This window comes from Microbispora oryzae, assembly GCF_017896165.1.
Lineage (GTDB): Bacteria > Actinomycetota > Actinomycetes > Streptosporangiales > Streptosporangiaceae > Microbispora > Microbispora oryzae.
On sequence record NZ_JAFCNB010000035.1, the window covers coordinates 1 to 25,650 of the forward strand.

Sequence of the window (25,650 nt, forward strand, 5' to 3'; positions counted from 1 at the left end):
TGCTCGTGCCCTGGCCGTTGGCGTCCAGGCACTTGTTGCCGTAGACCTGCAACTGCTTGCCGGAGGTGTAGGTCCAGCGCTGGTTGGTGCCACTCCCGCAGTCCCACAACTGCACCTGGGTGCCGTTCGTCTGGGAGGCGCCCGTGACGTCGAGACAGCGGCCGGACTGTCCGCCCACGACCTGGGCGCCCTGCGGAGTGGTGGTGCCGCCGGAGAACGAGTAGCCGGCGGAGGTGATGCTCGCCTGCACCGCGTTCTCCGTGGCGTCGGACGGGAAGCCGGACGTCACGGCGCCCTCGAAGAAGTATCCCTGGCCGGTCGGGCTGTTGTCGCCGCCGGTGCCGAGCAGGATCGAGCTGTCCAGGCGCATGGGGGAGTAGCCGTTCGGCAGCCCGCCCGAGTAGGTGGTGGTGAGCCCGCCGCTGTTGCCGTTGCCGTACTTCAGGGTGAAGTTGCTGGTGCCGTTGTTCTTCAGCCAGGCGCTGACGAACGGGAAGTGCACACCGGAGTTGTTCGGATCCTTGTTGGAGCCGGTGTTGGTGTGATACATCCCGTTCTCCAGGTCCGCCTCCACCCACGGTCCGCTGCCCGTGCACCCGCCGAACCAGCACGCGGTGCCCCAGTAGATCGCATTCATGGTGGCGTTGCCCGTGTCGGTGTGGGAGTTCTCGCCGCTGCCGTAGTCGAAGCAGCACCACTGGTCGACGTAGTTGGACGAGGTCACCATGTAGACGCCCTCGGGCCGGCTGCCCGTGGGGACGTTCCTGGCGTTATCCACCCGGTAACCGGTTCCCTGGGTGACCTTGATGCCGTAGGCGGGGTGACCGCCGACGGTGAGCGGCAGGGCCTTGGCGTCCGCGCCGATGTCCGCCCCGTTGGGGCCGGGCCCCTTCCAGAAACCGCCCCACGAGATCGGCATGTCGTTGTGGTTGGCCGTCTGATCGTAGATCTTGGTGATCGTGCAGCTCGTGTTCGCGCAGAACGAGTCCTGGGCGGCCGCGTCGGCGTAGCCGCCGGCCGACAACAGCCCTACATCGTGGTAGGCCTTGTCCGAGCTGCGCTGCACCTGGTAGAGCGGCCCGTTGTACGACCCGAACAGCGCACGTGTCGTACTGTGCGCCGCCGCGCAGGGCGTGCCGCCCGACGCGTAGATGTCGCACGGCAACGAGGTCGCGGCCCGCGCCGGCTGCGAGGCGATGGAGAGCCCCGTCATGGCGAGGATCACGGCCAGTGGGACCAGCGCCGCTGTCAGGAGGCGGCCGAGTGTTCTGCTCATATCCAACGATTCCTCCGATCGGTTGCCACGCCTGGTGCGGCGTGGGCGAACGTCCGGTGCTGCGACGCGTGTCACCCTGGGCCGGCGAACCCAGGGCGGAGCAGAAGGAGGAGGACGCGCCCGTCTGCGGTCACAGCACGGTGGTAGCGCTAACATTGGGAAGCGGGGGGACCCGTCCGCCTTCCTGGCGATCGGCACCGGCGGCGAAGCCGAATCGGCGGGACGGCATCGCCGCGCAACCGCCGGGACAGGCGGACGGGAGTTTGGGAGAGTGATACGACGGCCGGAGGCAGGCCGACGGTCAGGTAGCCATCACATACCTCTCCAAGACGCGCGGTACCCACGAGTGGTGCCACAAGGGTGGTGTGCTGCTGCGGGCCGCTGAAGCGGACGACCCGGCCGGCGCGGAGGGGCTGCGAGGACCTCCCGCGCCGTCCCTGCCGCGCCGGCCGCGCACCCTCGGAGTGGGCTCGCCTCTGCGACTTGGTACTAATTACTCAGCGAACCACTTAGCTAGTCAAGGCTCGAGTTTCAGACTCATCACACGAGCCGCTGTATGCCGGAGAAATCTGACCTTTGAGGCGCTCCTGTGGCCTCGCCGCAGGCGCTTCCCGGTGTCTTCCCGAGGAGGCCGAGTCAGAGAACCGATGGCATGGATTCCCTGCTCAGAGTGGCCGGGTCGCCGGGAAGGGGCCGAACCCCGGGGCGCGATCACGCGGTGGGGACGGCCGTGATCATCACGCGGACCGGCGGTCGCGGCCCCGGGCCGGCAGAGTGAAAGGTTCATACTCTCGTGCCGTGAGGAGCCGGTGGAGCGACGGCGGCGAAGATCCTCGAATCCCCGGGGGCGGCGTCGCGGCGGCATTTCGGGCATAGGAGACTGAGCTAAGATCAAGCCGACGGAAGTGAGTGGGCATGGAGAAGGCTTTCCCGGGGATCGATCCCGCCGTACCGAGCGTCGCCCGGATCTACGACTACCTTCTCGGCGGCAAGGACAACTTCGCGTCGGACCGGGCGGCGGCCGAGAAGGTCATCCAGCTCACCCCGAACGTCAGGGAAGGGGTCCGGTCCAACCGGCGCTTCCTGAGCCGGGCCGTGCGCTTCATGGCGGCGACCGGGATCCGCCAGTTCCTCGACATCGGCGCGGGCCTGCCCACTCAGGAGAACGTGCACCAGGTGGCCCTGCGGGTGGCGCCGGAATCCCACGTCGTCTACGTCGACAACGATCCCATCGTGCTGACCCACGGGCGCGCTCTCCTGGCGGACAACGACCAGACCATCGTGCTGAGCGGCGACCTGCGCGAGCCCGAGGCCATCCTGGCCGACCCGGAAGTGACCAAGCACCTCGACCTCGGCCAGCCGGTCGGCCTGCTGCTGCTCGCCGTGCTGCACTTCATTCCGGACGACGACGTGGCCCAGAGGGTCGTCGCGACGCTCCGCGACCGGCTCGCGCCCGGGAGCGCGCTGGCGATCAGCCACCTTTCCTTCGGCGACCTCGACGAGGAGAGGCTCCGCGAAGGCCGCGAGCTCTACACCAAGACCTCCGCCGGCTCGGCGACTCCCCGGAGCAGCGCGCAGATCCGCCGCTTCTTCGACGGGTTCACGCTCGTCGAGCCGGGCCTGGTCCCCACCGACGACTGGCGGCCCGAGGAGGGCGACCCCCGTCTTCCCGCACTGCCGGGCGTCGACGGTTTCGTCGGGGTCGGCCTTCTCCCCTGAGGCTCACCTGAGGCGGTCGCGCGTAACGCGGGTCGTGCTCAGGGCGGTCTCGCGTGAGCTCGATGACCCGTGCTGTCGCCCAGCGGGCGGTGAGAAATCGGTAACACCCCAGCAACACGAAACATACCGGTAACACCCCCGAATACACGCCGAAACGGTCATTGGTGAGTCTCATGGTGCGCGCCTGCGGCGCGACCACCGTGAGGAGTGTGAGACCGACATGCCGGTGAAGGTCGATGGTGGTGCCACCGCCTGGCTTCTCGCCTGTACCGCGCTCGTCCTGCTGATGACGCCGGGACTGGCCTTCTTCTACGGCGGGATGGTCCGGGCCAAGAGCGTGCTCAACATGATCATGATGAGCTTCGTCTCGATCGCCCTGGTCACCCTCGCCTGGCTGGCTGCCGGGTACAGCCTGGCGTTCGGCCCCGACCTCGGCGGACGGGGATTGATCGGCGCCCTGGACCATGTGGGGCTGCGCGACATCACCACGCAGTCGGTCACCGGACAGGTGCCCACGCTGCTGTTCGCCACCTTCCAGCTCACCTTCGCCATCATCACCGCGGCGCTGATCAGCGGCGCCATCGCCGACCGGGCGCGGTTCTCCGCCTGGATGGTCTTCGTCCCAATCTGGGCGCTCCTGGTCTACGCGCCCATCGCCCACTGGGTGTGGGGGCCTGGAGGCTGGATCCATTCCCTGGGCACGCTCGACTACGCGGGCGGCCTGGTCGTGGAGATCGCCTCGGGGGCGTCCGGACTGGCCATGGCGCTGGTGCTCGGCCCCCGGGTCGGGTTCAAGGCAGAGGCCATGCGACCGCACAACCTGCCCCTGGTGCTGCTTGGAGCCGGGCTGCTGTGGTTCGGCTGGTTCGGGTTCAACGCCGGTTCGGCGCTGTCGGCGGACGGGACCGCCGCCGCCGTCTTCCTCAACACCCTGGCCGCGGGGTGCACCGGCCTGCTGGGATGGCTCGTGGTGGAGCAGCGCCGCGACGGCCATCCCACCACGTTCGGGGTCGCCTCGGGCGTCGTGGCCGGCCTGGTCGCGATCACGCCGTCGTGTGGTTCCGTCGACGTGCTCGGCGCCCTGGTGATCGGCCTGGCCGCCGGGGTGACCTGCTCATACGCGGTCGGCTGGAAGTTCCGGCACGGCTACGACGACTCGCTGGACGTGGTCGGGGTCCACCTGGCCGGCGGCGTCGTCGGCACGCTGATGATCGGCCTGCTGGCCACGCGCGCGCTCACGGGCGCCGACGGCCCCGAGGGTCTGCTGTACGGAGGCGGGCTGACCCAGCTGGGCAGGCAGGCCGTGGCGGTCCCGGTGGTGGGGCTGTACGCCTTCGCGGTCACGTACGGGATCGGCAAGCTGATCCACCGGCTGATGGGGTTCCGCGTGAGCGAGGAGGACGAGGTTTCGGGCATCGACCTGGCACTGCACGCGGAGACCGCATACGACCACGGTGTGCTCGACCACGCCGTCCGGCCGGGCGCGCGCGCCGTGCTGCGCGAGCGGGTCCGGGACCACGACGTGCCGCGTGCGTGAGCTCCGGCGCCGGGAGCGGCGGAGCCACGGCTGACGTGCGGTGGGCGGATCTCCCGATTCGTCCATGAGCCGTCAGGGCGCAGGCCGCCCCAGGATCTCGGCGACCCGGGCACCCGATGGGGCCCGGGTCGTGTTTTGACAACTCTGCTGAAACCTTGACGCAACATACGCTCCCGTTCCATAGTGAGCACGTCGCTCCCACTGACATCACATCCCCGGAGGCCGTATAACGTCTGAAAATGTTAACGCTAACATCATACGTTTCTCTCATTCATCTTTCCTGTCCTGCCGCGATATCGCAGGTCAGCAGGCATGGCCCCGTGTGTGCGTTGAACGCGTGGTCGCACGGATGGTCGTTCACGCCCTTTTTGGTCGATGGCGCGTGCCTGCATTTCGGCGGTATTCGCGGCGCACCCCCCATTGGAAAGGCAGAGGTCTCATCATGATGGTCGGGTCTCGGTTCCGGCATCTCAAAAAGGCGCTGTTGTCGGCGGGCGCGGCGATCGGGCTGGCCGCCGGTGTGCTGACCGGTGTGTCGGCTCCGTCGCAGGCGGCCACGTCGCAGCCGTGCGACATCTACGCCGCGGGCGGCACGCCCTGCGTGGCCGCGCACAGCACGACCCGCGCGCTGTACGGGAACTACAACGGCGCTCTGTACCAGGTGCGGCGCTCGTCCGACAACACCACCCGGGACATCGGGTTGCTGAGCGCGGGCGGTGTGGTGGACGCCTCGCAGCAGGACTCCTTCTGCGCGAACACCAACTGCGTCATCACGATCATTTACGACCAGTCGGGGCGGAACAACAGGCTGACGCAGGCGCCTCCCGGCGGGTTCTCCGGTCCGGCAGCGGGCGGTTACGACAACCTGGCCGACGCCAAGGCAGCGCCGATCACGGTCGGCGGTCACAAGGCGTACGGCGTCTACGTGGCGCCGGGCACCGGCTACCGCAACAACTCCACCAACGGCGTGGCCAAGGGCGACCAGCCCGAGGGGATGTACGCCATCTTCGACGGCACGCACTACAACGGCGGCTGCTGCTTCGACTACGGCAACGCCGAGACCAACAGCCGTGACAACGGCAACGGCACGATGGAGGCCATCTACTTCGGCAACATCAAGGTCTGGGGCTACGGCGCGGGCAACGGCCCGTGGATCATGGCCGACCTGGAGAACGGCCTGTTCTCCGGCGTGAACCAGCACTACAACGCGGGTGACCCGAGCATCAGCCACCGGTTCCTGACCGCCATCGTCAAGGGTGAGCCGAACCACTGGGCCATCCGCGGCGGCAACGCCCAGTCGGGCGGCCTGGGGACCTTCTACGACGGCGTGCGGCCCAACGTGTCGGGCTACAACCCGATGAAGAAGGAAGGCGCCATCATCCTCGGCATCGGCGGTGACAACAGCATCGGCGCCAGGGGCACCTTCTATGAGGGCGTGATGACCTCCGGCTACCCGACGGCCACCACCGAGGACGCCGTTCAGGCCAACATCGTCGCCGCCGGCTACACCACCTCGACCGGCGGCAACCCGCAGCAGGGCGTGCAGATCGTGGGCGGACAGTCCGGCCGGTGTGTCGACGTGCCGAACGGCAGCACGACCAACGGCACCCAGGTGCAGTTGTGGGACTGCGGGAGTGGCACCAACCAGCGCTGGACCTACACCTCCGGCAAGCAGTTGCAGGTCTACGGCAACAAGTGCCTGGACGCCAACGGCCAGGGCACGAGCAACGGCACCCAGGTGATCATCTGGGACTGCAACGGCCAGGCCAACCAGCAGTGGAACATCAACTCCAACGGCACCGTCACCGGCGTCCAGTCCGGGCTCTGCCTGGACGCCAACGCCGCCGGCACCGCCAACGGCACCAAGATCATCCTCTGGTCCTGCAACGGCGGCACCAACCAGCAGTGGAGCCTGCGCAGCTGATCCGGCAGAGCTGATCTCGCGCAGTTGATCCGGTAGGCGACGCGAGCGCCGGGCAGCGGTCCGGTTGGGGGCCACATCTCGGTGGTCTCCAACCGGACACGCGTGTCCGAGCCGTGCCGATCAGGTGCCGATCAGGTGCCGATCAGCCGTTGGTGCAGGCCGAGCCGTTGAGGCGGAAGGCCGACGGATTGGGGTTGCTGCCGGAGTAGGTGGCCTGGAAGCCGAACGAGGTGTTGGCGCCCGGAGCCAGCGAGCCGTTGTAGGACACGTTGCGGGCGGTGACCGAGGAGCCGCTCTGGCTGATGTCGGCGTTCCAGCCGCTGGTGATCTGCTGTCCGCCGGAGAAGGACCAGGTCAGCGTCCAGCCGTTGATCGCGCCGCTGCCGGTGTTCGTGATGGTGATGTTGGCCGTGAAGCCGTTGTTCCACTCGTTCTTCGAGTAGGACACCCGGCAGGCGCCGTTCCCCCCGCCGGGCGAGGCCGATGCCGACGGCGTCGACGAGGGCGACGGAGAGGTGGGGGGCGGGGAACTCGTACCGCCGTCGATCGTGATGTTGGAGTTTCCGCTGCTCTGGTATCCCTCGGTGGCGAGGATCTGGTAGTCGTGGCTGCCCAGGTTCATGCCGTAACGGGCCCAGGCGTCGAAGTGGTTGCCGACGGTGATGCTTCCGCCGGTTCTCTTCTGCTGGCGGACGCTCCAGTACTGGTTGAAGGTCTGGTTGCCGTCGATGGAGGGGGCGTTGTAGCGGGTGGTCTCGTAGATGTCGTAGGTGCCGCCGTCGCTGGTGACGGTGCCCTTGTAGGTGCCGGTGGGGCGGTAGGTGCCCCAGTTGTCGACGATGTAGTACTCCACGAGGGGGTTTCTCGTCCACCCGTACAGGGACAGGTAGGCGTTGCCGGAGGGGTTGAAGCTCCCGGAGTAGTTCACGGTCCTGCGCCCGCCGGGCTTCCAGCCCTTGCCGGCGACGAAGTTGCCGGTGTTGCGCCATGAGGTGCTGTAGTTGCCGCCGGACCCCAGATCCATGGAGACCGTGCCCTGGCTGTCGGTCCAGAACGAGAAGAAGTAGCCGTTGTTGGTACCGGTCTGGTTGGTGGTGACGGCCGCGTGGGCGACGCCGGGCAGCATCGCCACGGCCGCGGCGAACACCACGGCGAGGACCCGGACGACGAACGACCGGGCACGGCCGCGCCTGCGGCCTTTCCAGTGGACAGGGGAGTGGTTCATCCGCGCTTCCTCCTCGTGAAGGCCGGCCGGCTCGACCGGAGGAGCGGGCCGCGCCGGGGTCACCCCGGCTCGACGGTGGTCGAGGGCCATCTGACATCGAAACTATCGGTATGTCGCCGAAAGTGTCGGACCGGCCCTGCCGGGTGTCAACGATCGGCGGACGACGGGGAAGGACCCGTTCCCGGCCGAGGCGTCGGGAGGAGGTGTCGCGCCTGTTCGCCGCCCCTCTCCGGCCGGTCACGCCCGGGAGCGGCGGATGAAAATTTCGGCCGCGTGCGGCGGGCCCTCGTCAGGTCATCCGGACGCCGGGCTGAGCCGGCGGGGCCGGACCATGACCCGCCGGAGGTCGCAGAGCTCGACGTCGAAGTTCGCGGCCGTGGTGCGCAGCCGGGAGAACATCGCGTCCGGGCCGGTGACCCAGAGCCGGTCGACCCCCAGCTCGCGCAGCGACCGGACGGTGTCGATCCAGCGGATCGGCCGGACGAACCCGTCGAGCAGACAGGCCCGCAGCTCCCCGGGGCCGGTCAGCACCGCGCCGTCCTGATACGAGACGACGGGCATCCGCGGCGCCGACAACGTGTGCCGCGCGTACACCTCCTCCATCCGGGCGCGGATCCCGGTGAACGCGGACGCGTGCGCGGGCGGGCGCATCGTGTAGAGCGAGTACCCGCCGGCCTCGCTGATGGCCGCCTTGAAACCGGCGAGCTCCGCCTCGCGCAGCGACACCATGTGGAAGTCGGCGTCCAGGCGGCCGGAGATGTCGTGCCACTCCAGGCCGGCCAGCAGTGGGCCGAGCCGTTCATCGGGCACCCGGACGAACGAGTGGGTGACGACGTCGCGATGCTCGGCGGCGAAGTAGCGCCGCTCGACGCGGGCGATCTCGTCCACCAGCCGGACCGTGTCGGCGAAGGGGAGCGCGCCGGTGTAGGCGAGCGCGGCCCGTTCCCCGAAGCTGGGTCCGACGCAGAACTCGGGGGCGGCGCCCAGCCGCTCCTCGGCCCACTCCGCCAGGGCCAGGCACGCGACGAGCACCGCGACCTGGACGGGTTCGGCGTAGTCGTCGTCTTCGGGCGCGTCGGCCAGGGCGTCGGCGAGGTGATAGCCGAGGGCGTCGTCGGCCTCGGCGAGGAGCCGCCGCGCGATCGGGTGGATCATGAGGAACGTGCCGAGGTCGTTGCGGCGGACCGGGGAGAGCGCGGGGAAGACGATGGCGGCGGTCACGCGGGCACCTCGGCCGGAGCTCCGGCGTACGCCCTCTCTGCGGCCAGCATCTCCAGCTCCCGCCGGTCGGGCTTGCCGTTGCGGTTGAGCGGCAGCCGGTCCAGGACGACGACCCGGTTGGGCTGTTCGTAGGCCGGCAGCACCGCGCAGATGCGCTCCCGCCAGTGCGCGGCGTCCGCGCCGGTCTCGTCCTCGACGAAGAACACCAGCGAGCTGCCCCGGCGGTCGTCCGGGATAGCGATCACTTTCGCCGAGCACCCCGCCCGCGCGATCCGCGCCTCGATCTGCTCGGGATAGAGCGTGTAACCCATCCGGTGCACGGCCAGTTTGCGGCCGATGACGACCAGGTTGCCGTTCTCGTCGAGCCGGCCGAAGTCGCCGGTGCGCCGCCAGCCCCGGGCGACGGGGGCGAGCTCGCCCTGCTGATCGAGATAGCCCTCCATGAGGTCCGGCGAGTCGACCTCGATCTCGCCGATCTCGTCCGGGCGGAGCGCCGTGCCCGCGTCGTCGACGATCCGCACGCCCATTCCCTCGACCGGGCGGCCGGTGGCCACCGGGTTGTCCTCGGTCGCGAAGGAGACGTTGCCCAGCTCCGTGCTGCCGTAGCTGTCGAGCAGGGGCTTGCCGCACAGCTCGACGTACCGGTCGACCAGGGTGGGGTCAAGCGGTGCGGCGCCGCTGCAGAACAGCCGCACGCGGCCCAGGTCGGCCATCGGATCGGGCCGCCGGGTGACGATGTTCCAGATGCTGCGGTAGGTGGCCGGGGTGGCGTCGAGCACCGTGGCGCCGGTCTCGCCGGCCAGGCGCAGCGCCCGGTCGATCCGGCGGTACGGCGCGACCACCAGGGAGCACCGCGTCAACCAGGCGATGAACACCATGGACAGCCCGTACTGGTGGGAGAACGGCAGCAGCGGCAGCAGGACGTCGTCGGCGCGGTGGCCGATCTGGGCGGCGTTGCGCTCCAGGTTCCGCAGGAACCGGGCGCCGGTCTTCACCACCCCCTTCGGGACGCCGGTCGACCCGGAGGACCACATGATTAGCCCGTCCGGGAGCCCGCGCCAGACGTCCAGGTCGAGCGGGCCGGAAAGGACGGGGGAGGGCCGTGACGCGGCCGCGGCCAGCAGGTGGCGGACGCGCACCGTCTCGCCCTCGCCCGGCGGCGGCGCGTCGTCGTCCACGATCGACAGCACGGCCCGGGTGAGGCGGTGGATGCGAGTGGTCTCCTCGGCCGTGTCCTGATGGTCGACGAGCACGATCGACGCGCCGGCGTGGGCCAGGCCGAGCAGCACCGTGACCCAGTCGGCGGAGTTGTCCGCCTTGAACAGGACGCGGGAGCCCGGCCGGACCCCGAGGCCGGCGAGGACCCGGGCGACGCCGGCGGCCGACCGCTCAAGCTCGGCCAGGGGCTGTGCGGAGCCGGGTGCGAAGACAGTGGCGGTGTCGGTGCCGGTATCAGCGGCGGTATCAGTGCCGGTGTGAGTGGCGGTCATCGGCGGATGCCGTCCTTCCGCGGATGGAGGTACGGGCGGAGTCAGGTGAGCGGGAACTTCAGCTGGCCGGAGGCGATCGGATTGACGTAGTCGGCGCTGACCATCCCGGCCTTCTTCATCGCCAGGCCGGTCAGGCCCTCGAAGATGGCCCGGCGGGCGTTCATCGTGGTCGAGTAGCCCGGGTCGAGATGCGGCGCGACCTCCACGACGTCCATCCCGATGACGTTGGTCTCCGCGCACAGGCGGCGGAACGCCGGGAACAGCTCGCGCGGTGTCAGCCCGCCCGGCTCCGGAGTGCCGGTTCCGGGCGCGAACGCGGGGTCGAGGACGTCGATGTCGAGTGACAGGTAGACGAACTCGGGTCCGTCGAGGACCTCCTCGATGACCTTGTCGAGCACGGCGGCGAAGCCCCGCCTCTCGATCTCGACCATGAAGTGGGTCCGCAGGCCGTTGCGGCGCATCCAGTTGAACAGCGCGTCGTCCGGGCCGGTCGGCGTGCGCAGCCCCACCTGCACGAAGTTCTTGCCCGGGATCCGCTTCTCCTCGATCAGCCGCCAGATTGGGGTGCCGTGGGTGACCCGGTGGCCGAAGATGTGCTCGTGGCAGTCGGGGTGGGCGTCGAAGTGGACGACGCCCACCTTGTCCGGTCCGTACAGGTCGGCCAGGGCGCCGACGCTGGCGATCATGAGGGAGTGGTCGCCGCCGAGGATCACCGGCACCGCCCCGACGTCCGCGACCTCGCGGACGGTCGCGGCGATCGACGGCAGCGACTTCTCGACGCTGAAGATGTCGACCGCTGCGTCGCCGTAGTCGACCACCTTGAGCAGGTTGAACGGGCTCACCCGGGTGCTCGCGTTGACCAGCAGCTCGGGGGTGTTGAACAGGTACCGCTCGTCGGAGCGGAGCGCGCGCGGGCCGTAGGCGGCGCCCCGGTGGCCGGAGGAGGAGTCGAGCGGTACGCCGAACACCGCCACGTCGACGCCGCCGGCGCGCAGGTCCTCCTGGTCGAGGCAGACCGGCACCCCCATGAACGTGGGGATGCCGCTGTAGGCCGCCTGGAGGAAGTTGCGCCGCAGGTCGATCGGGCCGGGCTCGCGCGATGGGGACTGCGAGCGGTCGATCGGAATTCGCCAAACCTCTTCGGGCCCGTTTTCCGTCACGCTACTTCCTTTTGTAAAGGCACAGCCGGCAACTACCCAACGTCGGCGGCACGCTACTGAGCAGCGTTTCCGGGGCCAACCCCAGCGGATCCCCTAGCGGGCGGAACCCGTAGAGTAAGGCGCGGTCGTCTTCGAGGAATTCCTGTTCACGCCTCTGTCGTAGCCGATCCATTCGGCGAATGCCGGGGTTAATGTCGAGAAAGTTAACGTGAAGGAAACGCTCGGCGGCGCGGAAGTCGTATCGCCGAAGAAACGCCGTTCCCGCGGTCAACCAGCGAATCGCTCGCCTTCCGCGGCGGCCGGATCGCATGTTGCGGGCACTCAAACCATTTGGGTAGGTTTTGCAACAAAAGTGAACCGTAGGTGAACTTAAAACGATCTTTCCGGGCGGTACTGGATCGCCCCGATTCGCGCGTCCTAAATTGAGGCCGTCGCCCTGGTCCGGCCCCGTGACCTGCTGGAAGTCCTCAATTCGTGCTGCTCGCGCGTTGAGTGCTGCCGCGGCGTCATTGAGTGGCGGACAACGGGCGTGACCTCGGGGAGGAGTCACGGATGGTGTTTGTCGAACGGCAGGAGCAACTCGCGGGTTTCACGACCGCGCTCACCGAGTGCGAGGCCGGTGACGGCCGGCTGATGGCGGTCGTGGGCCCGCTGGCCAGCGGCAAGACGGCGTTGCTGCGGGCGTTCACCGAGCGCGCCGCCGATCTCGGCTTCCACGTGCTGCGGGCCGCCGGCACCCGGACCGAGCGGGAGCTGCCGCTGAGCCTGGTCAACCAGTTCTGCCACGACTTTCCGTTCGGCGTCCACGGGGCGAGCCGCGCGGAGCTGCTCCGCGAGGTGCACAGCACCGCCGTCCGCCATGGCCGGGGACCGATGGCTCCCGGGCCTCGGCTGGCGAGCATGCTGCTCAACGCGTCCGCGGCTCTGCTGGCCGCCAGCGAGCAGAAGCCGATGCTCGTGGCGGTCGACGACCTGCACCACGTGGACCCGCTCTCCCTGCACTGCCTGCTCTACCTGGTGCGGCGCATGCGCAGGGCGCGGATCCTCGTGGTGGCCACCGGGGGCGACCTGGTGGAGCCCACCGAGCCGCAGCTCTACGCGGAACTGATGGAGCTGGCGTCCGACAACCACCTCGCACTCCCCCCGCTGTCCCGGCACGGGGTCGGAGAGCTGCTCGCCGAAGCCCTCGGCGAGCAGCCGGCCGAGTCTCTGGTGGACGCCTGTGTGCGGGCGTCCGGAGGCAATCCGCTGCTCACCCGGACGCTGATCGCGGATCTGCGGAACTCGGGCGGGACCGGCCTCGACCGGGACGGGCAGGTGCTGCCCGGCCGCTCGTACACGTCCGCCTTCCGCCGGTACGTGGAGCGGTGCGACCCGCTGATCCGGCGGGTTCTGGCCGCCGCCGCGATGTTCGACGGGCGCCCGCCCGCCGGCCCGCTCACGCTCGCGCGCCTGGCCGAGGTCGACACCGCGGCCGCCCGCCGAGCGCTGTCCAGCCTGGAGAGCGCCGGCCTGGTCGTCGACGGCCGTCTCCCGCACTCCCGGGCCCGCCAGGCGGTGCTCGACCAGCTGCCGCCCTCGGACCTGACCGATCTGCACCTGAGGGCGGCCCGCCTTCTCCATGAGGAGGGCTCGGCGCCGCTTCCGGTGGCCCGGCACCTGCTCGCTGCCGGAAAGACGCCGGAGTGGGCCGGCCCGGTGCTCGTCGCCGCGGCGGATGGGCTGCTCGGCACCGGCGACACCGAGCACGCCGTCGCGCTGCTGCGGCTGGCGCACGACGGCGCGTCCGATGACGTGGAGCGCGCCGCGCTCAAGGCCGCGCTGTATCAGGCGGAGTGGCGCACCGACCCGGACGCCGCCGGGCACCGGCTGGGCCAGCTCGCGGCCGCCGCCCGGGCCGACCGGCTGAGTGTGGCCGCGCGGGTGGCCACCGTGCACGGCCTGCTCTGGCTGGGGCGCATCGCCGAGGCGGCCGAAGTGCTCGACGGCCTCGCGGAGCTCGACGCCGACCCCGAAGAGAGCGCCGAAATCCGGTTCCTCACCGTATGGACCAGGTTCACCCACCCTGGCCTCCTCAGCGACGAGTGGGTGGAGACCCGCGCGTCGCGGCGCGGTGTCGAGGGCGCGGTCAACCCCACGGAGGCGCTCGCGAACGCCGTGGAGACCCTGATGGCCAAGGGGCCCAACGCCGCCGCGGTGGTCGCGGCCGAGCAGACCCTGCCGCGCTCTCCGCTCCGCGGCGGTGCGATGCCCTCTCTCGCCGCGGCGCTGGTCATCCTCGTCTACGCCGATCACCTGGAGACCGCGACCCTCTGGGCCGACCGCCTGCTGGCGCAGGCCCGTGAGAGCGGCGCCCCGTCATGGCTGGCCATGCTGACGGCGATCCGAGCCGACATCGCGCTCCGCTCCGGCCGGCTCGGCGAGGCACAGTGTTACGCCGAGACCGCGCTCGGCATGATGTCCACCGAGAGCTGGGCGGCCGGGATCGGCGTTCCGGTGGGCACCGCGCTGCTCGCGCAGACCGCGCGCGGCCGGCTGGAGGAGGCGGGCCGGCACCTCGACCGGCCGGTGCCGGACGCGATGTTCCAGACCATCTGGGGCCTGCACTACCTGCGGGCGCGCGGCGGGTACTATCTCGCGACCGGCCGGGCGGAGGCCGCCCTCGACGACTTCACCACCTGCGGCGACCTGATGGCCCGGTGGAACCTCGACCTGCCCGCCATCGTGCCCTGGCGCGTCCACGCCGCCCACGCCCACCTGGCGCTCAACCAGCCGGAGCAGGCCCGCGCGCTGGCCGAGAGCCAGCTCACCCAGCTGGGGCAGGAACCCAGCCGGACGAAGGCGGCCGCGCTGCGCGTGCTGGCCGCGGCCGCGCCCGTCGCGCAGCGCCCGACGCTGCTGCGCGAGGCGGCCGAGATGCTCCGCGCCTGCGGTGACCGCCTGGAGCTGGCCCACACGCTGGCCGACCTGAGCCAGGCGCAGCGCTCGCTCGGCGACTTCCACCGCGCCCGGATGACCGTACGCCGGGCCTGCGACCTGGCCGGCGACTGCCAGGCGGACGCGCTGCGCCAGCGGCTGCTCCCCGACGTCGACCACGCGGCGCTGGAGGCGGCCGACGAGACCGACGCCGAGGCGCTCAACTCGCTCAGCGACGCCGAGCGGCGGGTCGCCGCGCTGGCCGCCCAGGGCAGCACCAACCGGCAGATCGCCAACAAGCTGTTCGTCACGGTGAGCACCGTCGAGCAGCACCTGACCAAGGTCTACCGCAAGCTCAACGTGACCCGGCGGGCCGACCTGCTGGTCAAGCTCGGGCCGCGGATCAGCAACATCGCCTGAGCGTCTCGCGGGTGAGCGCGTGGAGGGCGCTCACCCCAACACCCGGCGGAGCCTCCCGGGCGGGGCGCTCCGCCAGCGCCATTCGCGCGGATAGCCGACCGACACCTCCTCGAAGCGGACGCCGTCGTGCCACGTGGTGCGGGGGATGTGCAGATGGCCGTAGACGGCGACCGCGGCCCGGTGGCGCAGGTGCCAGTCCGCGGTCAGGTCGGTGCCGCACCACTGGGCGAACTCCGGATAGCGCAGCACCCGGGTGGGCTCGCGAACCAGCGGGAAGTGGTTGACCAGCACGGTCCGCAGGCCGGGGTCGACCTCCGCCAGCCGCCGCTCCGTCTCCGCCACGCGGGCCCGGCACCAGGCGTCTCTACTCGGGTACGGGTCGGGGTGGAGCAGGATCTCGTCGGTGCACACCACGCCTACCTCGTAGGCGTGCGCCAGGGACGCCTCCTTCGTGGTCAGTCCCGGCATCCGGAACGAGTAGTCGTAGAGCAGGAACAGCGGCGCGACCACGACGGGGCCACCCCTGCCGGTCCACACCGGATAGTCGTCCTCCGGGGTGACGACGCCGAGCCCCCGGCAGACCTCCACCAGGCGGCGGTACCTGGCCTCGCCCCGGAGCTGGACCGGATCCTCCCGGGGAGTCCACAGCTCGTGGTTGCCCGGCGCCCAGATCACCTTGGCGAAGCGGCCGGCGAGCAGGCCCAGGGCCCATTCCACGTCCGCGAAGAGCTCCCCGACGTCACCGGCGACGATCAGCCAGTCGCCGTCGTGCTCGGGACGGATTCCTTCGAGGATCTCGCGGTTCTCCGCATAGGCGATGTGCAGGTCGCTGATCGCGTACAGGGTCGGGCCTTCCACGGTCGGAGGCTAGGCACGGCGCCGGCCGGGCCCAACCCCTACCGGACCCCGGCGGCGCCACCCGCGCCCACACCCGCGGGGACACGGGCGGCGCGGTGTCCACCGATCGACGGACAGCTGTCGGTCCGCCGGTCGTCGCGGTCCATTGGCCCCCCGGCGGAACCTGGTAACCGTGACAGATGCGGTACGAGTACGCGGCCTACGCAAGAGCTATCACGGGGCTTACGCCGTGGACGGTCTCGACCTGGACATCGCGGACGGCGAGATCTTCGCCCTGCTCGGGCCCAACGGAGCCGGCAAGACGACGACCGTCGAGATCCTCGAGGGGTTCCGCAGGCGCGACGCCGGCGACGTCCGGGTGCTCGGGGAGGACCCGCAGCGGGCGCCCAGGCGCTGGCGGTACGGCATCGGCCTGGTCCTGCAGAACGCCTCGGACATGGCCGACATGACCGTCGTGGAGACCGTCCGGCACTTCGCCGGGTATTACCCCGATCCTCGCCCGGTCGACGAGGTGATCGAGCTGGTCGGCCTGACCGACAAGGCAGGCAAGAAGGTGCGGACGCTCTCGGGCGGCCAGCGACGGCGGGTCGACGTCGCGATCGGCGTGGTCGGGCGGCCCCGGCTGCTGTTCCTGGACGAGCCGACGACCGGGTTCGACCCGGAGGCGCGCCGCCAGTTCTGGGCGCTGATCCGCCGGCTCTCCGAGGAGGACGGCACCACGATCCTGCTGACCACCCACTACCTGGACGAGGCCGAGGCGCTGGCGCACCGGGTCGGGGTGATCTCCGCCGGACGGATCCTCGCCGTCGACACCCCGGCCGACCTGGGCGGCCGCTCGTCGTCCGAGGCCACGGTGGGCTGGATCGAGCACGGCGAGACCCGGCGGCTGCGCACCGGCGACCCCACGGCGGCCACGCTCCAACTGGCCGCCCGGTTCGACGGCCCGATCCCCGGCCTGACCGTCACCCGCCCGTCCCTGGAAGACGTCTACCTCGACCTGATCGGAAGCCCGCGATGACCACCCTGACCAGCCTGACCGACGAAAGCCCGGCCACGGCCCCGCGTGTCGTGCGGGAGCCGTCGGTCTGGCGCCTGTGCCTGTCCCGCGCCGGGGTCGAGCTGCGCCAGTTCTTCCGCGAGCGCACCGCCGTGATCTTCACCTTCGCGCTTCCGGTCGTGCTGCTGATCCTGCTCGGCTCGATCTTCGACAAGCAGTTCGCTGCCGGCGGCATCCCGTCCAGCCAGCTGCTGGCCGCCGGCATGATCGCCGGAGGGATCGGCTCGACCTGCTTCGTCAATCTGGCGACCAGCATCACCAGCGACCGCGAGGACGGCACGCTCAAGCGGCTGCGCGGCCAGCCGATGCCGCCGATCGCCTACTTCGCCGGAAAGGTCATCCTGGTCCTGGTGACCGCGTTCGCCGAGGTGGCGATCGTCCTGGCCGTCGGCGCGATCTTCTATGACCTGCCGCTGCCCACCGACGCGGGACACTGGGTGACCTTCTCCTGGATCTTCCTGCTGGGCGTGACCGGGTGCGCGCTGCTGGGCACGGCGATGAGCAGTGTTCCGCGATCGGTGCGCGGCGCGGCACCCATCGTCAACCTGCCGTTCCTCGTCCTGCAGTTCGTCTCGGGTATCTTCATCGTGCCGATCACCACGCTGCCGCAGGTGTTGCAGCAGATCGGCGCCGTGTTCCCGCTGAAGTGGATGGCGCAGGGATTCCGCTCGGTGTTCCTGCCCGCCTCGGCGGCGGTCACGGAACCGGCCGGCGCCTGGGAACACGGCCGCATCGCGCTGGTCCTGGCGGCCTGGTGCCTCGGAGGTCTGATCCTGTGCCTGACGACGTTCCGTTGGCAGGGACGGAAGGACGGTTGAGCCGCGGGCCGGACGAGTGGCTGCGCTGGCAGCCCATCTGGGATGTGTACTTCGTCCTGGTCAGCGCGGCCGGCCTGGCCGGCGTGCTGTTCACCGGAGGCGCCGGTCCCGCGCGGCGGGCCGGCGCGGCCGGGCTGCTGGTCCTGCTGGTCGCCGCCCACCTGCTGATCGGCCGGCGGCTGATCCACTCCGGCCGGGGCACCCGGCGCGCGCTGGCGTACCAGCTCGGCGTGGTGCTGGTGTTCGCCGCCGCCGTCGCGCTGGCGGCCGGCAGCGCGTTCATGCTGTTCGCCCTGTGCGCCCCGGCGTTCATGACCGTAGGCCCGATCGCCGGCGCGCTCGTCGTGCTGGCCCTCAACCTGGTGTGGATCGGGATGGCGGCGGCCGGTGAGACGTTCCCCGGCCCCGGCTCGCTACTGGCCGTCGCGGGCGTGACGGCCACGGCGCTCTCGATCGTGGTGGGCGTCTGGGCGTGCCAGATCATCCGGCAGAGCACCGAGCGGGCCACGCTGATCCGCGAACTGGAGGACACCCGGGCCGAGCTTGGCCGGCTGTCCTACGAGGCGGGGCGGGCCGCCGAGCGCGAGCAGTTCGCCGACGCCATCCACGACACGCTCGCCCAGGGCCTGTCCAGCACGATCATGCTGCTGCAGGCCACCGGATCGGCGCTGGCCACCGACGCCGAGCGGGCCCGCCGCTACCTCGAACTGGCCGAGACCACCACCCGCGACAACCTGGCCGACGCCCGCGCGCTGATCACCGCGCGCCCCCTGCCCGAAGCCACCTCCGCCTCCCTGGTGGACGCGCTCCGCCGGGAGGTCGACCGGCTGCGGGACATGCACGGCATCGACGCCACGCTCCGGGTGGACGGCGCCCCCGACCCCGCCGACACCGCGCTCAACGTCGACCTGCTCCGGCTCGCGCAGGAGGCGTTGAGCAACGTCCGCAAGCACGCGGAGGCCGGCCGGGTCGAGGTCGTCCTGTCCGCGGAGGCGGGCCGCGTGAGACTGGAGGTCCGCGACGACGGCCGCGGCTTCGCAGCCGACGCCACGCCGGCGGGGCACGGCCTGCCGCTCATGCGGCGGCGCCTCCGGCAGGCCGGCGGCGCGCTGCGGATCGACTCGGCGCCCGGGGAGGGCACCTCCGTGCGGATCCAGGTGCCCGCGTGACGATCACTGTGCTGCTGGTGGACGACCACCCGGTGATCCGGGCCGGGATCCGCGCGATGCTCCACGACGAGCCCGAGCTGACCATCGTCGGCGAGGCCGCGTCCGGGTCGGCCGCGCTGGCCGCCGCCCGCGAGCTGACCCCGGACGTCGTCCTGATGGATCTCCGGCTGCCCGACGGCGACGGGGTCGGCGCCACGGCGGCGATCCGCGCCGAGCTGCCGGGCACCCGTGTGGTGATCCTCACGACCTACGAGACCGACGGCGACATCCTGCGGGCGGTCGAGGCCGGCGCGGCCGGCTACCTGCTGAAGGACACCTCGCCCGCCGACCTGGCCCAGGCGGTCCGGGCCGCCGCGCGGGGCGAGACCGTCCTTTCCCCCTCGGTCGCGGCCAAGCTGCTCGACCGGGTGCGGCAGCCCCGCCCCGAGACGCTGTCCCGCCGCGAGGTGGAGGTCCTGCGCCTGGTCGCCCGGGGACTGACCAACGCCGACATCGGGCGTGCCCTGTTCATCACCGAGGCCACGGTGAAGACGTACGTCACGCGGATCTTCGCGAAGCTGGAGGTGTCCGACCGCACCGCGGCCGTCATGGCGGCGGTGCGGGCCGGCATCCTCGGCTGACGTCGGACGACGGAGCCGGGTCGGCCGGCCCGTCAGCCGGCCCGTCAGCCGGCCACCGCCTCCAGCGGTTCCTCGTGACCGGGGACCGCCGTCTCGGCCGGCCGGCGCTGGACCAGACGGAGCAGCGGAGGCGCCATCAGCGTCGTTACCAGGGCCATCAAGACCATGACGGTGAACATGGTGGAGCTGATGATGCCGAGCTGGAGACCGACGGACAGGACCACCAGCTCGGTCAGGCCGCGGGTGTTCATCAGGACCCCGAGGGTGAAGGCGTCCGTCCAGCGTTCGCCGACGGCGCGGGCGGCCAGCGCGGTCCCGCCCAGCTTTCCCGCCGTGGCGACCGCGACCACCAGGACGACGACGCCCCAGACACCTGCCGTACGCAGCCCCTCGATGTGGGTCGACAGGCCGGTCATGACGAAGAACACCGGCAGCAGGAGATGGGTCACGACCACGTCGAGCCGATCGTGCACCGAGCGCTGCCACTCCGCACGCCGCGGCATCACGGCGCCGGCCATGAACCCGCCGAAGACGACGTGGATGCCCGCCCGGTCGGCGGCCCAGGCGGCGAGCAGCGCCACCACCAGCGCCAGCCAGATCGGGACGGTGTCCAGCCGGGCGAGCGCCGGCCGGACCACGCCGAGCATGACCGCGACGTACGCGACCGCGAGGACCGGTGTCCACACCCCGTCGCCCGCCCCCGCGGCCCGGCTGAGCGCGATGACGAACGCCAGCAGGCACCAGGCCACGACGTCGTTGACGGCGGCCGACACCAGGCTCAGCGTGCCGATCCTGGTGCCGGCCAGCCCGGACTCCTTCAGCAGCCGGGCCAGGACGGGGAACGCGGTGATCGCCATCGCCGCGCCGACGAAGAGGCAGAAGACGAGCTCGTCCACGCCGCCCCCGTAGCCGGGGTAGAGGACCAGGGCGAGCCCGACGGCCAGCACGAGCGGTACGACGATCGACGCTCCGGCGACGGACGCGAGCCGGGCGCCGTGCCCGCGCAGCCGCCCGAAGTCGAGCTCCAGCCCGATCATGAACATGAACAGCACCAGGCCCACCTGGGCCAGCACCCCGAGGGCGGAGACCACGGACGCGGGGAACAGGTAGCGGCCGGCCGACGGCGCGACCACGCCCAGCAGGCTCGGCCCCAGCAGGATGCCGGCGATGATCTCACCGATGACCCGCGGCTGGCCGATCCTGCCGACCAGCCGTCCCACGGCCCAGATGACCAGCATGATGACGCCGAGCGCGAGCAGCGTCCAGACCTTGGGGTCGAGGGTGTTCACGGCCTGGGCTTACTTCCGTGCCAGCTGGGCGCCCGGGACCCAGTCGTCGTCGACGATGCCCGCGGCACGGTCCTCCTCGTAGATCTCGACGAGGCGCATCAGCTCACCGTCGCCGCGCCACCGCTCGACCTGGGCGCGCATCGGCTCGTCGTCCTCCTCGGCGGCGCCCTCGTCCACGATCGTCTTGATCAGCTGGCCGGAGATCCGCTCGACCAGGCGCACGTTGTCGGCGAACCTGGCGTCGAACTCCTCGTCGTTCATCTCGGCCACCAGGCCGATGTGGGCCTGCCGCATGAACCCGAAGTCGTAGAAGCTGGCGAACGAGTCCGTGAGCCGCGACCGGTCGACGGCGTCCCACTCACGGAAGAACCGCTGCACGTTGTCCATCGCGGCCTGGAAGCGGGCCAGGCCCCAGACCAGCTGCGGGTAGTCGATCAGGCGGCGGAACTTGTCGTGGAAGTACAGCAGCGCCGGGACGGCCCAGTAGACGGCCGTGTCCCAGATGACCTTGGACTGCATGACGCGGGCGTTGCCCATCAGCGGATACTGGTGGGTGTAGATCTTGAACCAGCCCTCGCCGATCGTGAGGTACATCTGGTTGTGGATCGCGGCCAGTTCGGCGATGTCCTCGCCGTCCAGGTCACGGGTGACCAGGTCGGTGATGAGCCCGTTGCTGATCGAGATCATGTCGAACCCAGGGGAATAGAACGGGTCGAGGAAAAGCCCCGCCTCACCGGTCAGAGCCCACCGGTCCGCAGAGTACACCTGTTCGACACTGTACGGATAGTTGCGCAGCACCTTGAAGTCCTGCAGCTTGTCCTGGTGCTCCTCGACGACGCGGGCACACTGCGGCTCGTGCTCGCGCAGCCACTCCAGAGCCCGCTCGAAGCGGTTCATCGTCTCGAACGGATGCACCTCGGGGTCGGTGACGATGCCGATGCTGATCGAGTCGGAGGCCAGCCGGATCAGCCAGACCCAGTAGCCGCGGCCCAGCAGGTGGTTGGTGGACAGCTCGCGGCGGCCCGAACGGATGCGGCCCCGCCACTCCGGGTCGTCCGACCAGTCGTTGATGTCGATCGGGTGACTGAGCCGGAACCAGACCGCGCCGGCCCGGTGCTCGGACTCCTTGGTCAGCTTGAGCTTGCGCTTGAGCAGCGAGGAGCGGCCGGTGGCGTCGAGCGCCCAGCGCGCCTCCACCTGCCGCGTCTCGCCGTCCGCGCCGGTGATCGTGACACGGTGCGGTTCCCCAGGCCGGAGGTCGACGTCGTCCACCTTGCCGTAGACGAACGTGACGCCGCGCGCGGCCAGGTCGGCGGCGAGGTGGTTCTCCAGCCGGCCGCGGTCGAGCTGGAAGCTGCTGACCTCGTACGGCGGCAGGTCCGCGTGGCCCACCTCCGCCCGGCGGGTGATGTCCTCGTTGCCCTCGGCGCTGAAGAACATCCGGATGCCGTACTTGTCGAGCTGCTGCTCCCGCAGGTGCTCGGTCAGGCCCAGGACGTCCCGCAGGTAGCGGCCGCCGATCTCGACCGTCGACTCGCCCACCTTGTGCGCGGCTTCGGGAACGGGATGCCGCTGACGCTCGACGACCAGGATGCCGGTGTCCGGACGCGCCTGCTTGATCTGTAGGGCCAGCGTCAGACCGGCCGCGCCGCCACCCAAGATGGCCACGTCGTACCGGTCGGCCTGCGGCGGGTTCGGCTGCGGGTGACCGCCGGCCTCGACGGCGTCCTGCGACATGGTCGTTCCCTTCGTCGTGTCGATCTCGTTGGTGTACGTGCTGTGGACGCGGGCGGGGACGCGGGCGCAGGCGCGGGACCGCGGCCCGGCTAGCCCGCCTGCGGGCCGAAGAGCTCGGCGGACCTCGTGGCGAGCATCGTGTCGCCGGTGACCTTGAGGCGGCCCGTCATGAACGCGCGCATCGCGTCCTGCGTGCCCTGCGCGATCGCGATCCAGGTCGCGGCGTCGGTGGTGAACGTGGTGTCCGGCTCCTCGACCCCGCCGGGGATCAGCCGCCCCTCGCCGTCGACGATCTCGAAGGCCCAGACACCGGGGTCCGCGTCCGTGATGTTCCACTGGATGGTCTTGGTCAGCCCCGCCGCGGCGGACGCGTTGTAGCGAGCCGGAAGGGCTTCGAAGAATTGGTTCACGTTCATGGCCCGACGTCCCTTCTGCTGATTCGCCTCGCCGGCTCGGGCCGGCGGGCCGCCACCCGGGCGGTCACCCTGGCATTCGCGAAACGGGCCGGCGAGCGTGGCCGAGGGCCGCGACGCCGTCACCTGGGGAAACGCGCCGACCAACCGTCACCGCTGCTGCCGGAAGTTAGTCGCCGGGCGCAGCGGTCGAAGCCCCTAACGTGCCCCTAGCGCCCCTGGCGTGCCCGCAGCCTCCGTGCCCGCGCGGGCGTCTCAGTAGGGCAGCTCGATCGGCGCGATGGCGGGGAAGGCGTCGCCGGGGCCGGGGTTGGCGGTGGGTGTCCGGCCGCCCAGATGACGCATGACGCCCCAGACGGCGTTGAGCGCGGTGGTCACCGCTCCCTCGGCGAACCCGCCGGTCCACGACACGTCGTCGCCGGCGAGGAAGACCCCGCGCTGGTGCCCGGCGAGTCCGTCCTGCATGAAGTGCGTGAAGAGGCGCCGCTGGTAGCGGTAGTGGCCCGGCAGGTTGCCCTTGAACGCGCCCATGAAGTGCGGCTCGGTCTCCCACGTCACGGAGAGCGGCGGTGCGATGATCCGGCTGCGGATGTCCACGCCGGGATAGATCCGGCGCAGATGGCGGAGCATGACGTCCAGCCGCTCCTCGGCCGGCAGCGCGGCGACCTTCAGCGAGTCGTCGTTCCAGGTGTACGACAGGCACATCACGCCCGGCGCGCCGGCGCCGTCGTCGAACAGGTACACCCCCCGCGGCGCCCGGTCGGTGAGCGTCATGCCCATCACCGGACGCCCGGTCCGTTCGTCGACGTCCCGCCAGAAGGGGCGGTCGACCAGCGCGAACAGCTTCGATCCGCCCATGTAGTGGGTGCGCTCGATCGCGGTCCAGACGTCGGCGGGGAAGAGATCCTCGGCCGTGTCGATCCGGGACAGCAGCAGCCGTACCTGCGGGGTGAGCACCGCGGCGGCGAACTCGGCCGCTCCGCCGGCGGTCTCCACCCGGATGCCTCCGCCGGTCCGGGAGATCCGGGTCACCGCCGGTCGCGGGCCGCCGGGGTGCAGGGACGCCAGCGACGTGCCGGCCGGCCAGTGCGCCGTACGGCCCGGCGCGTGCCGCCAGAGCCGCAGCGGAAGCTGCTGGGCCCCGCCCACCAGCGCCCGGTGCCGGTCGTCGGCCCCGGTGTAGACGACCCGGAGGATCTCCAGCATCGAGTTGGGGAAGTCGGTGTCCCAGCCGCCGGAGCCGAAGCCGACCTGGCCGAAGATCTCCCGGTGCCGGAACGAGGCGAAGGCGGACGAGGACGCCAGGAAGCCGTAGAAGGAACGGTCGTCCAGGAGCGGCACCAGGCGGTTCCACAGCGCCTTGATCGTGGCCGTGTTCCTGCGGCGGATCGCCGCGTCCATCGCGGCGAAGTCGGCGCCCTCCTCGAGCACCTTGGTCCAGGCGTCGTAGACCTCCTGATAGACCGTCGGCAGGTCCTCGGTCACCCGGGCGAAATGGCGCGCGCCGTTGACGTCGACGACGGTGTGCGGCGTCGCCGGGGCCAGCGGGTTGGGGAACGGCCGGGTCTCCATGCCCACCAGGCCGACGTAGTGGAACAGCGTGGTGGCCGAGGGCGGGAAGCGCATCGCGCCCAGCTCGGCGACCGTGCCGGGATGCCCGGGGAAGCTCGCGGTCCGCATCCGGCCACCCAGCTGGTCGGCTTCGAACACCACCGGACGCAGGCCCAGGCGCATGAGCTCGTACGCGGCGACCACGCCGGATATGCCGCCGCCGACCACCGCGACCGGCGTGCCGAGCCGATCGGTGGGGACGGACCCGAGGCCGTCCGGGTGACCGGCCCACCGGTCGTAGTCGAAGGGGAAATCCGGGCCGAACATGGTGATGGGCGGCTCGGACAGGTCCGCCGCGAACGCCGTCATCGCGCGGTGCCGTACAGGTCGGGGCGCCGGTCGAGCAGGTAGGGCGTGGCCCGGCGGGCGGCGTCGAGCGCCCCGTGGTCCACGTCGGCGAACAACAGCGTCTCCGCCTCGGCCGCGGCGCACTCGGCGCGGGCCAGGCCGTCCGGGCCGATCACCCGGCTGAGCCCGCAGTAGCCGCCGGGGCCGGAGCCGGACCAGTTGACGTACGCGACGAACAGCTGGCTCTCGAAGGCGCGCGCCGGCACCAGTGTCCGGGGGACGAACTCCCAGGGCCGGACGAGCGCGGTGGGCACGATCAGCAGATCGGTGCCGGCCAGCGCGTGCGCCCGAACGGCCTCGGGGAACTCGACGTCGTAGCAGATCAGGAGGCCGATCGTGAGCGCGCCGGCCTTCGCCTGGACCACGAGCCGGTCACCGGAGGCGAAGACCGACCGGTCGGCTTCGCCGTAGAGATGGATCTTGCGGTAGCGGGCCGCGACCGCGCCGTCCGCGTCGACGAACTGGACGCTGTTGTGGACGCGGCCGCCGGTCAGTTCCGGCCAGCCGTACACGATCGCCACCCCGGCGCGCGCGGCGATCTCGGCCACCCCGGCGGCCAGCGGCCCATCGGCGGCCTCCGCCAGCTCGACGGTGCGGGCCGGCCCCAGGTGATAACCGGTCGCCGACATCTCCGGCGTGATCAGCAGGGTCGCGCCGCCGTCCGCCGCCCTGGACGCCGTCCGGTCGAGCCGGTCGAGGAATTCGTCGCGGTGCGAACGGCCGGCGACCCATTCGGGTTGCCAGCACGCGACGCGGGTCGTCTCCGCTGTTTCCGAGATATTCATCGGTCGTTCGTCCCCGCAATTCGAGCAGGCGTTGTGACGTGACGGAGAAATCGCTAT

The 25,650-nt window shown here is 70.9% G+C and carries 19 protein-coding genes; 8 read left to right on the forward strand and 11 right to left on the reverse strand.

The window, feature by feature from the left end:
* Positions 1-1,276, reverse strand: a 1,276-nt coding sequence (locus tag JOL79_RS34720; RefSeq protein ID WP_230985914.1) for an arabinofuranosidase catalytic domain-containing protein, incomplete at its 3' end; no start/stop codon positions are given.
* A 915-nt stretch (positions 1,277-2,191) separates the two neighbouring features.
* On the opposite strand from JOL79_RS34720, the gene JOL79_RS32440 reads away from it, so the two are divergent.
* From JOL79_RS32440 to JOL79_RS34725, 3 genes are all read left to right on the forward strand, one after another.
* On the forward strand, positions 2,192-2,995 hold the full coding sequence (locus JOL79_RS32440; RefSeq protein ID WP_210159764.1) for an SAM-dependent methyltransferase: 804 nt from the start codon (positions 2,192-2,194) through the stop codon (positions 2,993-2,995).
* Between the two features lie 220 nt (positions 2,996-3,215).
* Positions 3,216-4,532, forward strand: coding sequence for an ammonium transporter (locus tag JOL79_RS32445; protein WP_210159765.1), 1,317 nt, complete (start codon positions 3,216-3,218; stop codon positions 4,530-4,532).
* 442 nt (positions 4,533-4,974) lie between these two features.
* On the forward strand, positions 4,975-6,456 hold the full coding sequence (locus JOL79_RS34725; RefSeq protein ID WP_230985915.1) for an arabinofuranosidase catalytic domain-containing protein: 1,482 nt from the start codon (positions 4,975-4,977) through the stop codon (positions 6,454-6,456).
* Positions 6,457-6,598: 142 nt separating this feature from the next.
* Here JOL79_RS34725 and xynA read toward each other — a convergent pair whose 3' ends face one another.
* From xynA to JOL79_RS32470, 4 genes are all read right to left on the reverse strand, one after another.
* Positions 6,599-7,681 (reverse strand): endo-1,4-beta-xylanase XynA, encoded by a 1,083-nt coding sequence (xynA, locus tag JOL79_RS32455; protein ID WP_210159766.1) that lies wholly within the window; start codon positions 7,679-7,681, stop codon positions 6,599-6,601.
* A gap of 294 nt (positions 7,682-7,975) precedes the next feature.
* Positions 7,976-8,902, reverse strand: coding sequence for an ACP S-malonyltransferase (locus tag JOL79_RS32460; protein WP_210159767.1), 927 nt, complete (start codon positions 8,900-8,902; stop codon positions 7,976-7,978).
* The gene (locus JOL79_RS32465) at positions 8,899-10,392 is read right to left on the reverse strand and encodes a class I adenylate-forming enzyme family protein (protein WP_210159768.1); all 1,494 of its coding nucleotides are present in this window, start codon (positions 10,390-10,392) and stop codon (positions 8,899-8,901) included. Before JOL79_RS32465 ends, JOL79_RS32460 begins: the two co-directional genes overlap by 4 nt.
* A 41-nt stretch (positions 10,393-10,433) precedes the next feature.
* Complete coding sequence (locus JOL79_RS32470) at positions 10,434-11,552, reverse strand: agmatinase family protein (RefSeq protein ID WP_307848854.1); 1,119 nt, start codon at positions 11,550-11,552, stop codon at positions 10,434-10,436.
* A gap of 552 nt (positions 11,553-12,104) precedes the next feature.
* Between JOL79_RS32470 and JOL79_RS32475 the strand changes: the two genes are divergently transcribed.
* On the forward strand, positions 12,105-14,888 hold the full coding sequence (locus JOL79_RS32475; protein WP_210159769.1) for a helix-turn-helix transcriptional regulator: 2,784 nt from the start codon (positions 12,105-12,107) through the stop codon (positions 14,886-14,888).
* 30 nt (positions 14,889-14,918) lie between these two features.
* On the opposite strand, the gene JOL79_RS32480 is transcribed toward JOL79_RS32475, so the two are convergent.
* Positions 14,919-15,746: a metallophosphoesterase family protein gene (locus JOL79_RS32480; protein WP_210159770.1), complete on the reverse strand. Its 828-nt coding sequence runs from the start codon at positions 15,744-15,746 to the stop codon at positions 14,919-14,921.
* A gap of 172 nt (positions 15,747-15,918) precedes the next feature.
* On the opposite strand from JOL79_RS32480, the gene JOL79_RS32485 reads away from it, so the two are divergent.
* From JOL79_RS32485 to JOL79_RS32500, 4 genes are read left to right on the forward strand one after another with little or no spacing between them, the layout of a single operon-like run.
* Entirely contained in the window at positions 15,919-16,764 is an 846-nt protein-coding gene (locus JOL79_RS32485) for an ABC transporter ATP-binding protein (RefSeq protein ID WP_210159771.1), read from the forward strand.
* Positions 16,761-17,621 carry an ABC transporter permease gene (locus tag JOL79_RS32490; RefSeq protein WP_210159772.1) on the forward strand — a complete coding sequence of 287 codons (861 nt, stop codon included), beginning with the start codon at positions 16,761-16,763 and terminating at the stop codon, positions 17,619-17,621. Before JOL79_RS32485 ends, JOL79_RS32490 begins: the two co-directional genes overlap by 4 nt.
* Positions 17,618-18,790: a sensor histidine kinase gene (locus JOL79_RS32495; RefSeq protein ID WP_210159773.1), complete on the forward strand. Its 1,173-nt coding sequence runs from the start codon at positions 17,618-17,620 to the stop codon at positions 18,788-18,790. The genes JOL79_RS32490 and JOL79_RS32495 overlap by 4 nt, the downstream gene beginning before the upstream one ends.
* Positions 18,787-19,410: a response regulator gene (locus JOL79_RS32500; protein ID WP_307848855.1), complete on the forward strand. Its 624-nt coding sequence runs from the start codon at positions 18,787-18,789 to the stop codon at positions 19,408-19,410. The genes JOL79_RS32495 and JOL79_RS32500 overlap by 4 nt, the downstream gene beginning before the upstream one ends.
* Positions 19,411-19,454: 44 nt before the next feature.
* Here the strand turns inward: JOL79_RS32500 and JOL79_RS32505 are convergent, their stop codons facing one another.
* The 5 genes from JOL79_RS32505 to JOL79_RS32525 form a co-directional block, all read right to left on the reverse strand.
* Positions 19,455-20,699, reverse strand: coding sequence for a cation:proton antiporter (locus JOL79_RS32505; protein ID WP_210159774.1), 1,245 nt, complete (start codon positions 20,697-20,699; stop codon positions 19,455-19,457).
* A gap of 9 nt (positions 20,700-20,708) precedes the next feature.
* On the reverse strand, positions 20,709-22,436 hold the full coding sequence (locus JOL79_RS32510) for an NAD(P)/FAD-dependent oxidoreductase (protein WP_210159775.1): 1,728 nt from the start codon (positions 22,434-22,436) through the stop codon (positions 20,709-20,711).
* 89 nt (positions 22,437-22,525) lie between these two features.
* On the reverse strand, positions 22,526-22,852 hold the full coding sequence (locus JOL79_RS32515) for an SCP2 sterol-binding domain-containing protein (RefSeq protein ID WP_210159776.1): 327 nt from the start codon (positions 22,850-22,852) through the stop codon (positions 22,526-22,528).
* Between the two features lie 252 nt (positions 22,853-23,104).
* The gene (locus JOL79_RS32520) at positions 23,105-24,769 is read right to left on the reverse strand and encodes a flavin monoamine oxidase family protein (RefSeq protein WP_210159777.1); all 1,665 of its coding nucleotides are present in this window, start codon (positions 24,767-24,769) and stop codon (positions 23,105-23,107) included.
* Entirely contained in the window at positions 24,766-25,593 is an 828-nt protein-coding gene (locus JOL79_RS32525) for a carbon-nitrogen hydrolase family protein (protein ID WP_210159778.1), read from the reverse strand. The genes JOL79_RS32520 and JOL79_RS32525 overlap by 4 nt, the downstream gene beginning before the upstream one ends.
* Positions 25,594-25,650 lie beyond the last annotated feature (57 nt).

Excerpts from the sequence above, each read along its gene's own strand:
- JOL79_RS32525 (WP_210159778.1), bottom strand. The coding sequence starts at position 25,593 with ATGAATATCTCGGAAACAGCGGAGACGACCCGCGTCGCGTGCTGGCAA.
- JOL79_RS32445 (WP_210159765.1), top strand. The coding sequence starts at position 3,216 with ATGCCGGTGAAGGTCGATGGTGGTGCCACCGCCTGGCTTCTCGCCTGT.
- JOL79_RS32520 (WP_210159777.1), bottom strand. The coding sequence starts at position 24,769 with ATGACGGCGTTCGCGGCGGACCTGTCCGAGCCGCCCATCACCATGTTC.
- JOL79_RS32475 (WP_210159769.1), top strand. The coding sequence starts at position 12,105 with ATGGTGTTTGTCGAACGGCAGGAGCAACTCGCGGGTTTCACGACCGCG.
- JOL79_RS32490 (WP_210159772.1), top strand. The coding sequence starts at position 16,761 with ATGACCACCCTGACCAGCCTGACCGACGAAAGCCCGGCCACGGCCCCG.
- JOL79_RS32440 (WP_210159764.1), top strand. The coding sequence starts at position 2,192 with ATGGAGAAGGCTTTCCCGGGGATCGATCCCGCCGTACCGAGCGTCGCC.
- JOL79_RS34725 (WP_230985915.1), top strand. The coding sequence starts at position 4,975 with ATGATGGTCGGGTCTCGGTTCCGGCATCTCAAAAAGGCGCTGTTGTCG.
- JOL79_RS32510 (WP_210159775.1), bottom strand. The coding sequence starts at position 22,436 with ATGTCGCAGGACGCCGTCGAGGCCGGCGGTCACCCGCAGCCGAACCCG.
- JOL79_RS32515 (WP_210159776.1), bottom strand. The coding sequence starts at position 22,852 with ATGAACGTGAACCAATTCTTCGAAGCCCTTCCGGCTCGCTACAACGCG.
- xynA (WP_210159766.1), bottom strand. The coding sequence starts at position 7,681 with ATGAACCACTCCCCTGTCCACTGGAAAGGCCGCAGGCGCGGCCGTGCC.
- JOL79_RS32465 (WP_210159768.1), bottom strand. The coding sequence starts at position 10,392 with ATGACCGCCACTCACACCGGCACTGATACCGCCGCTGATACCGGCACC.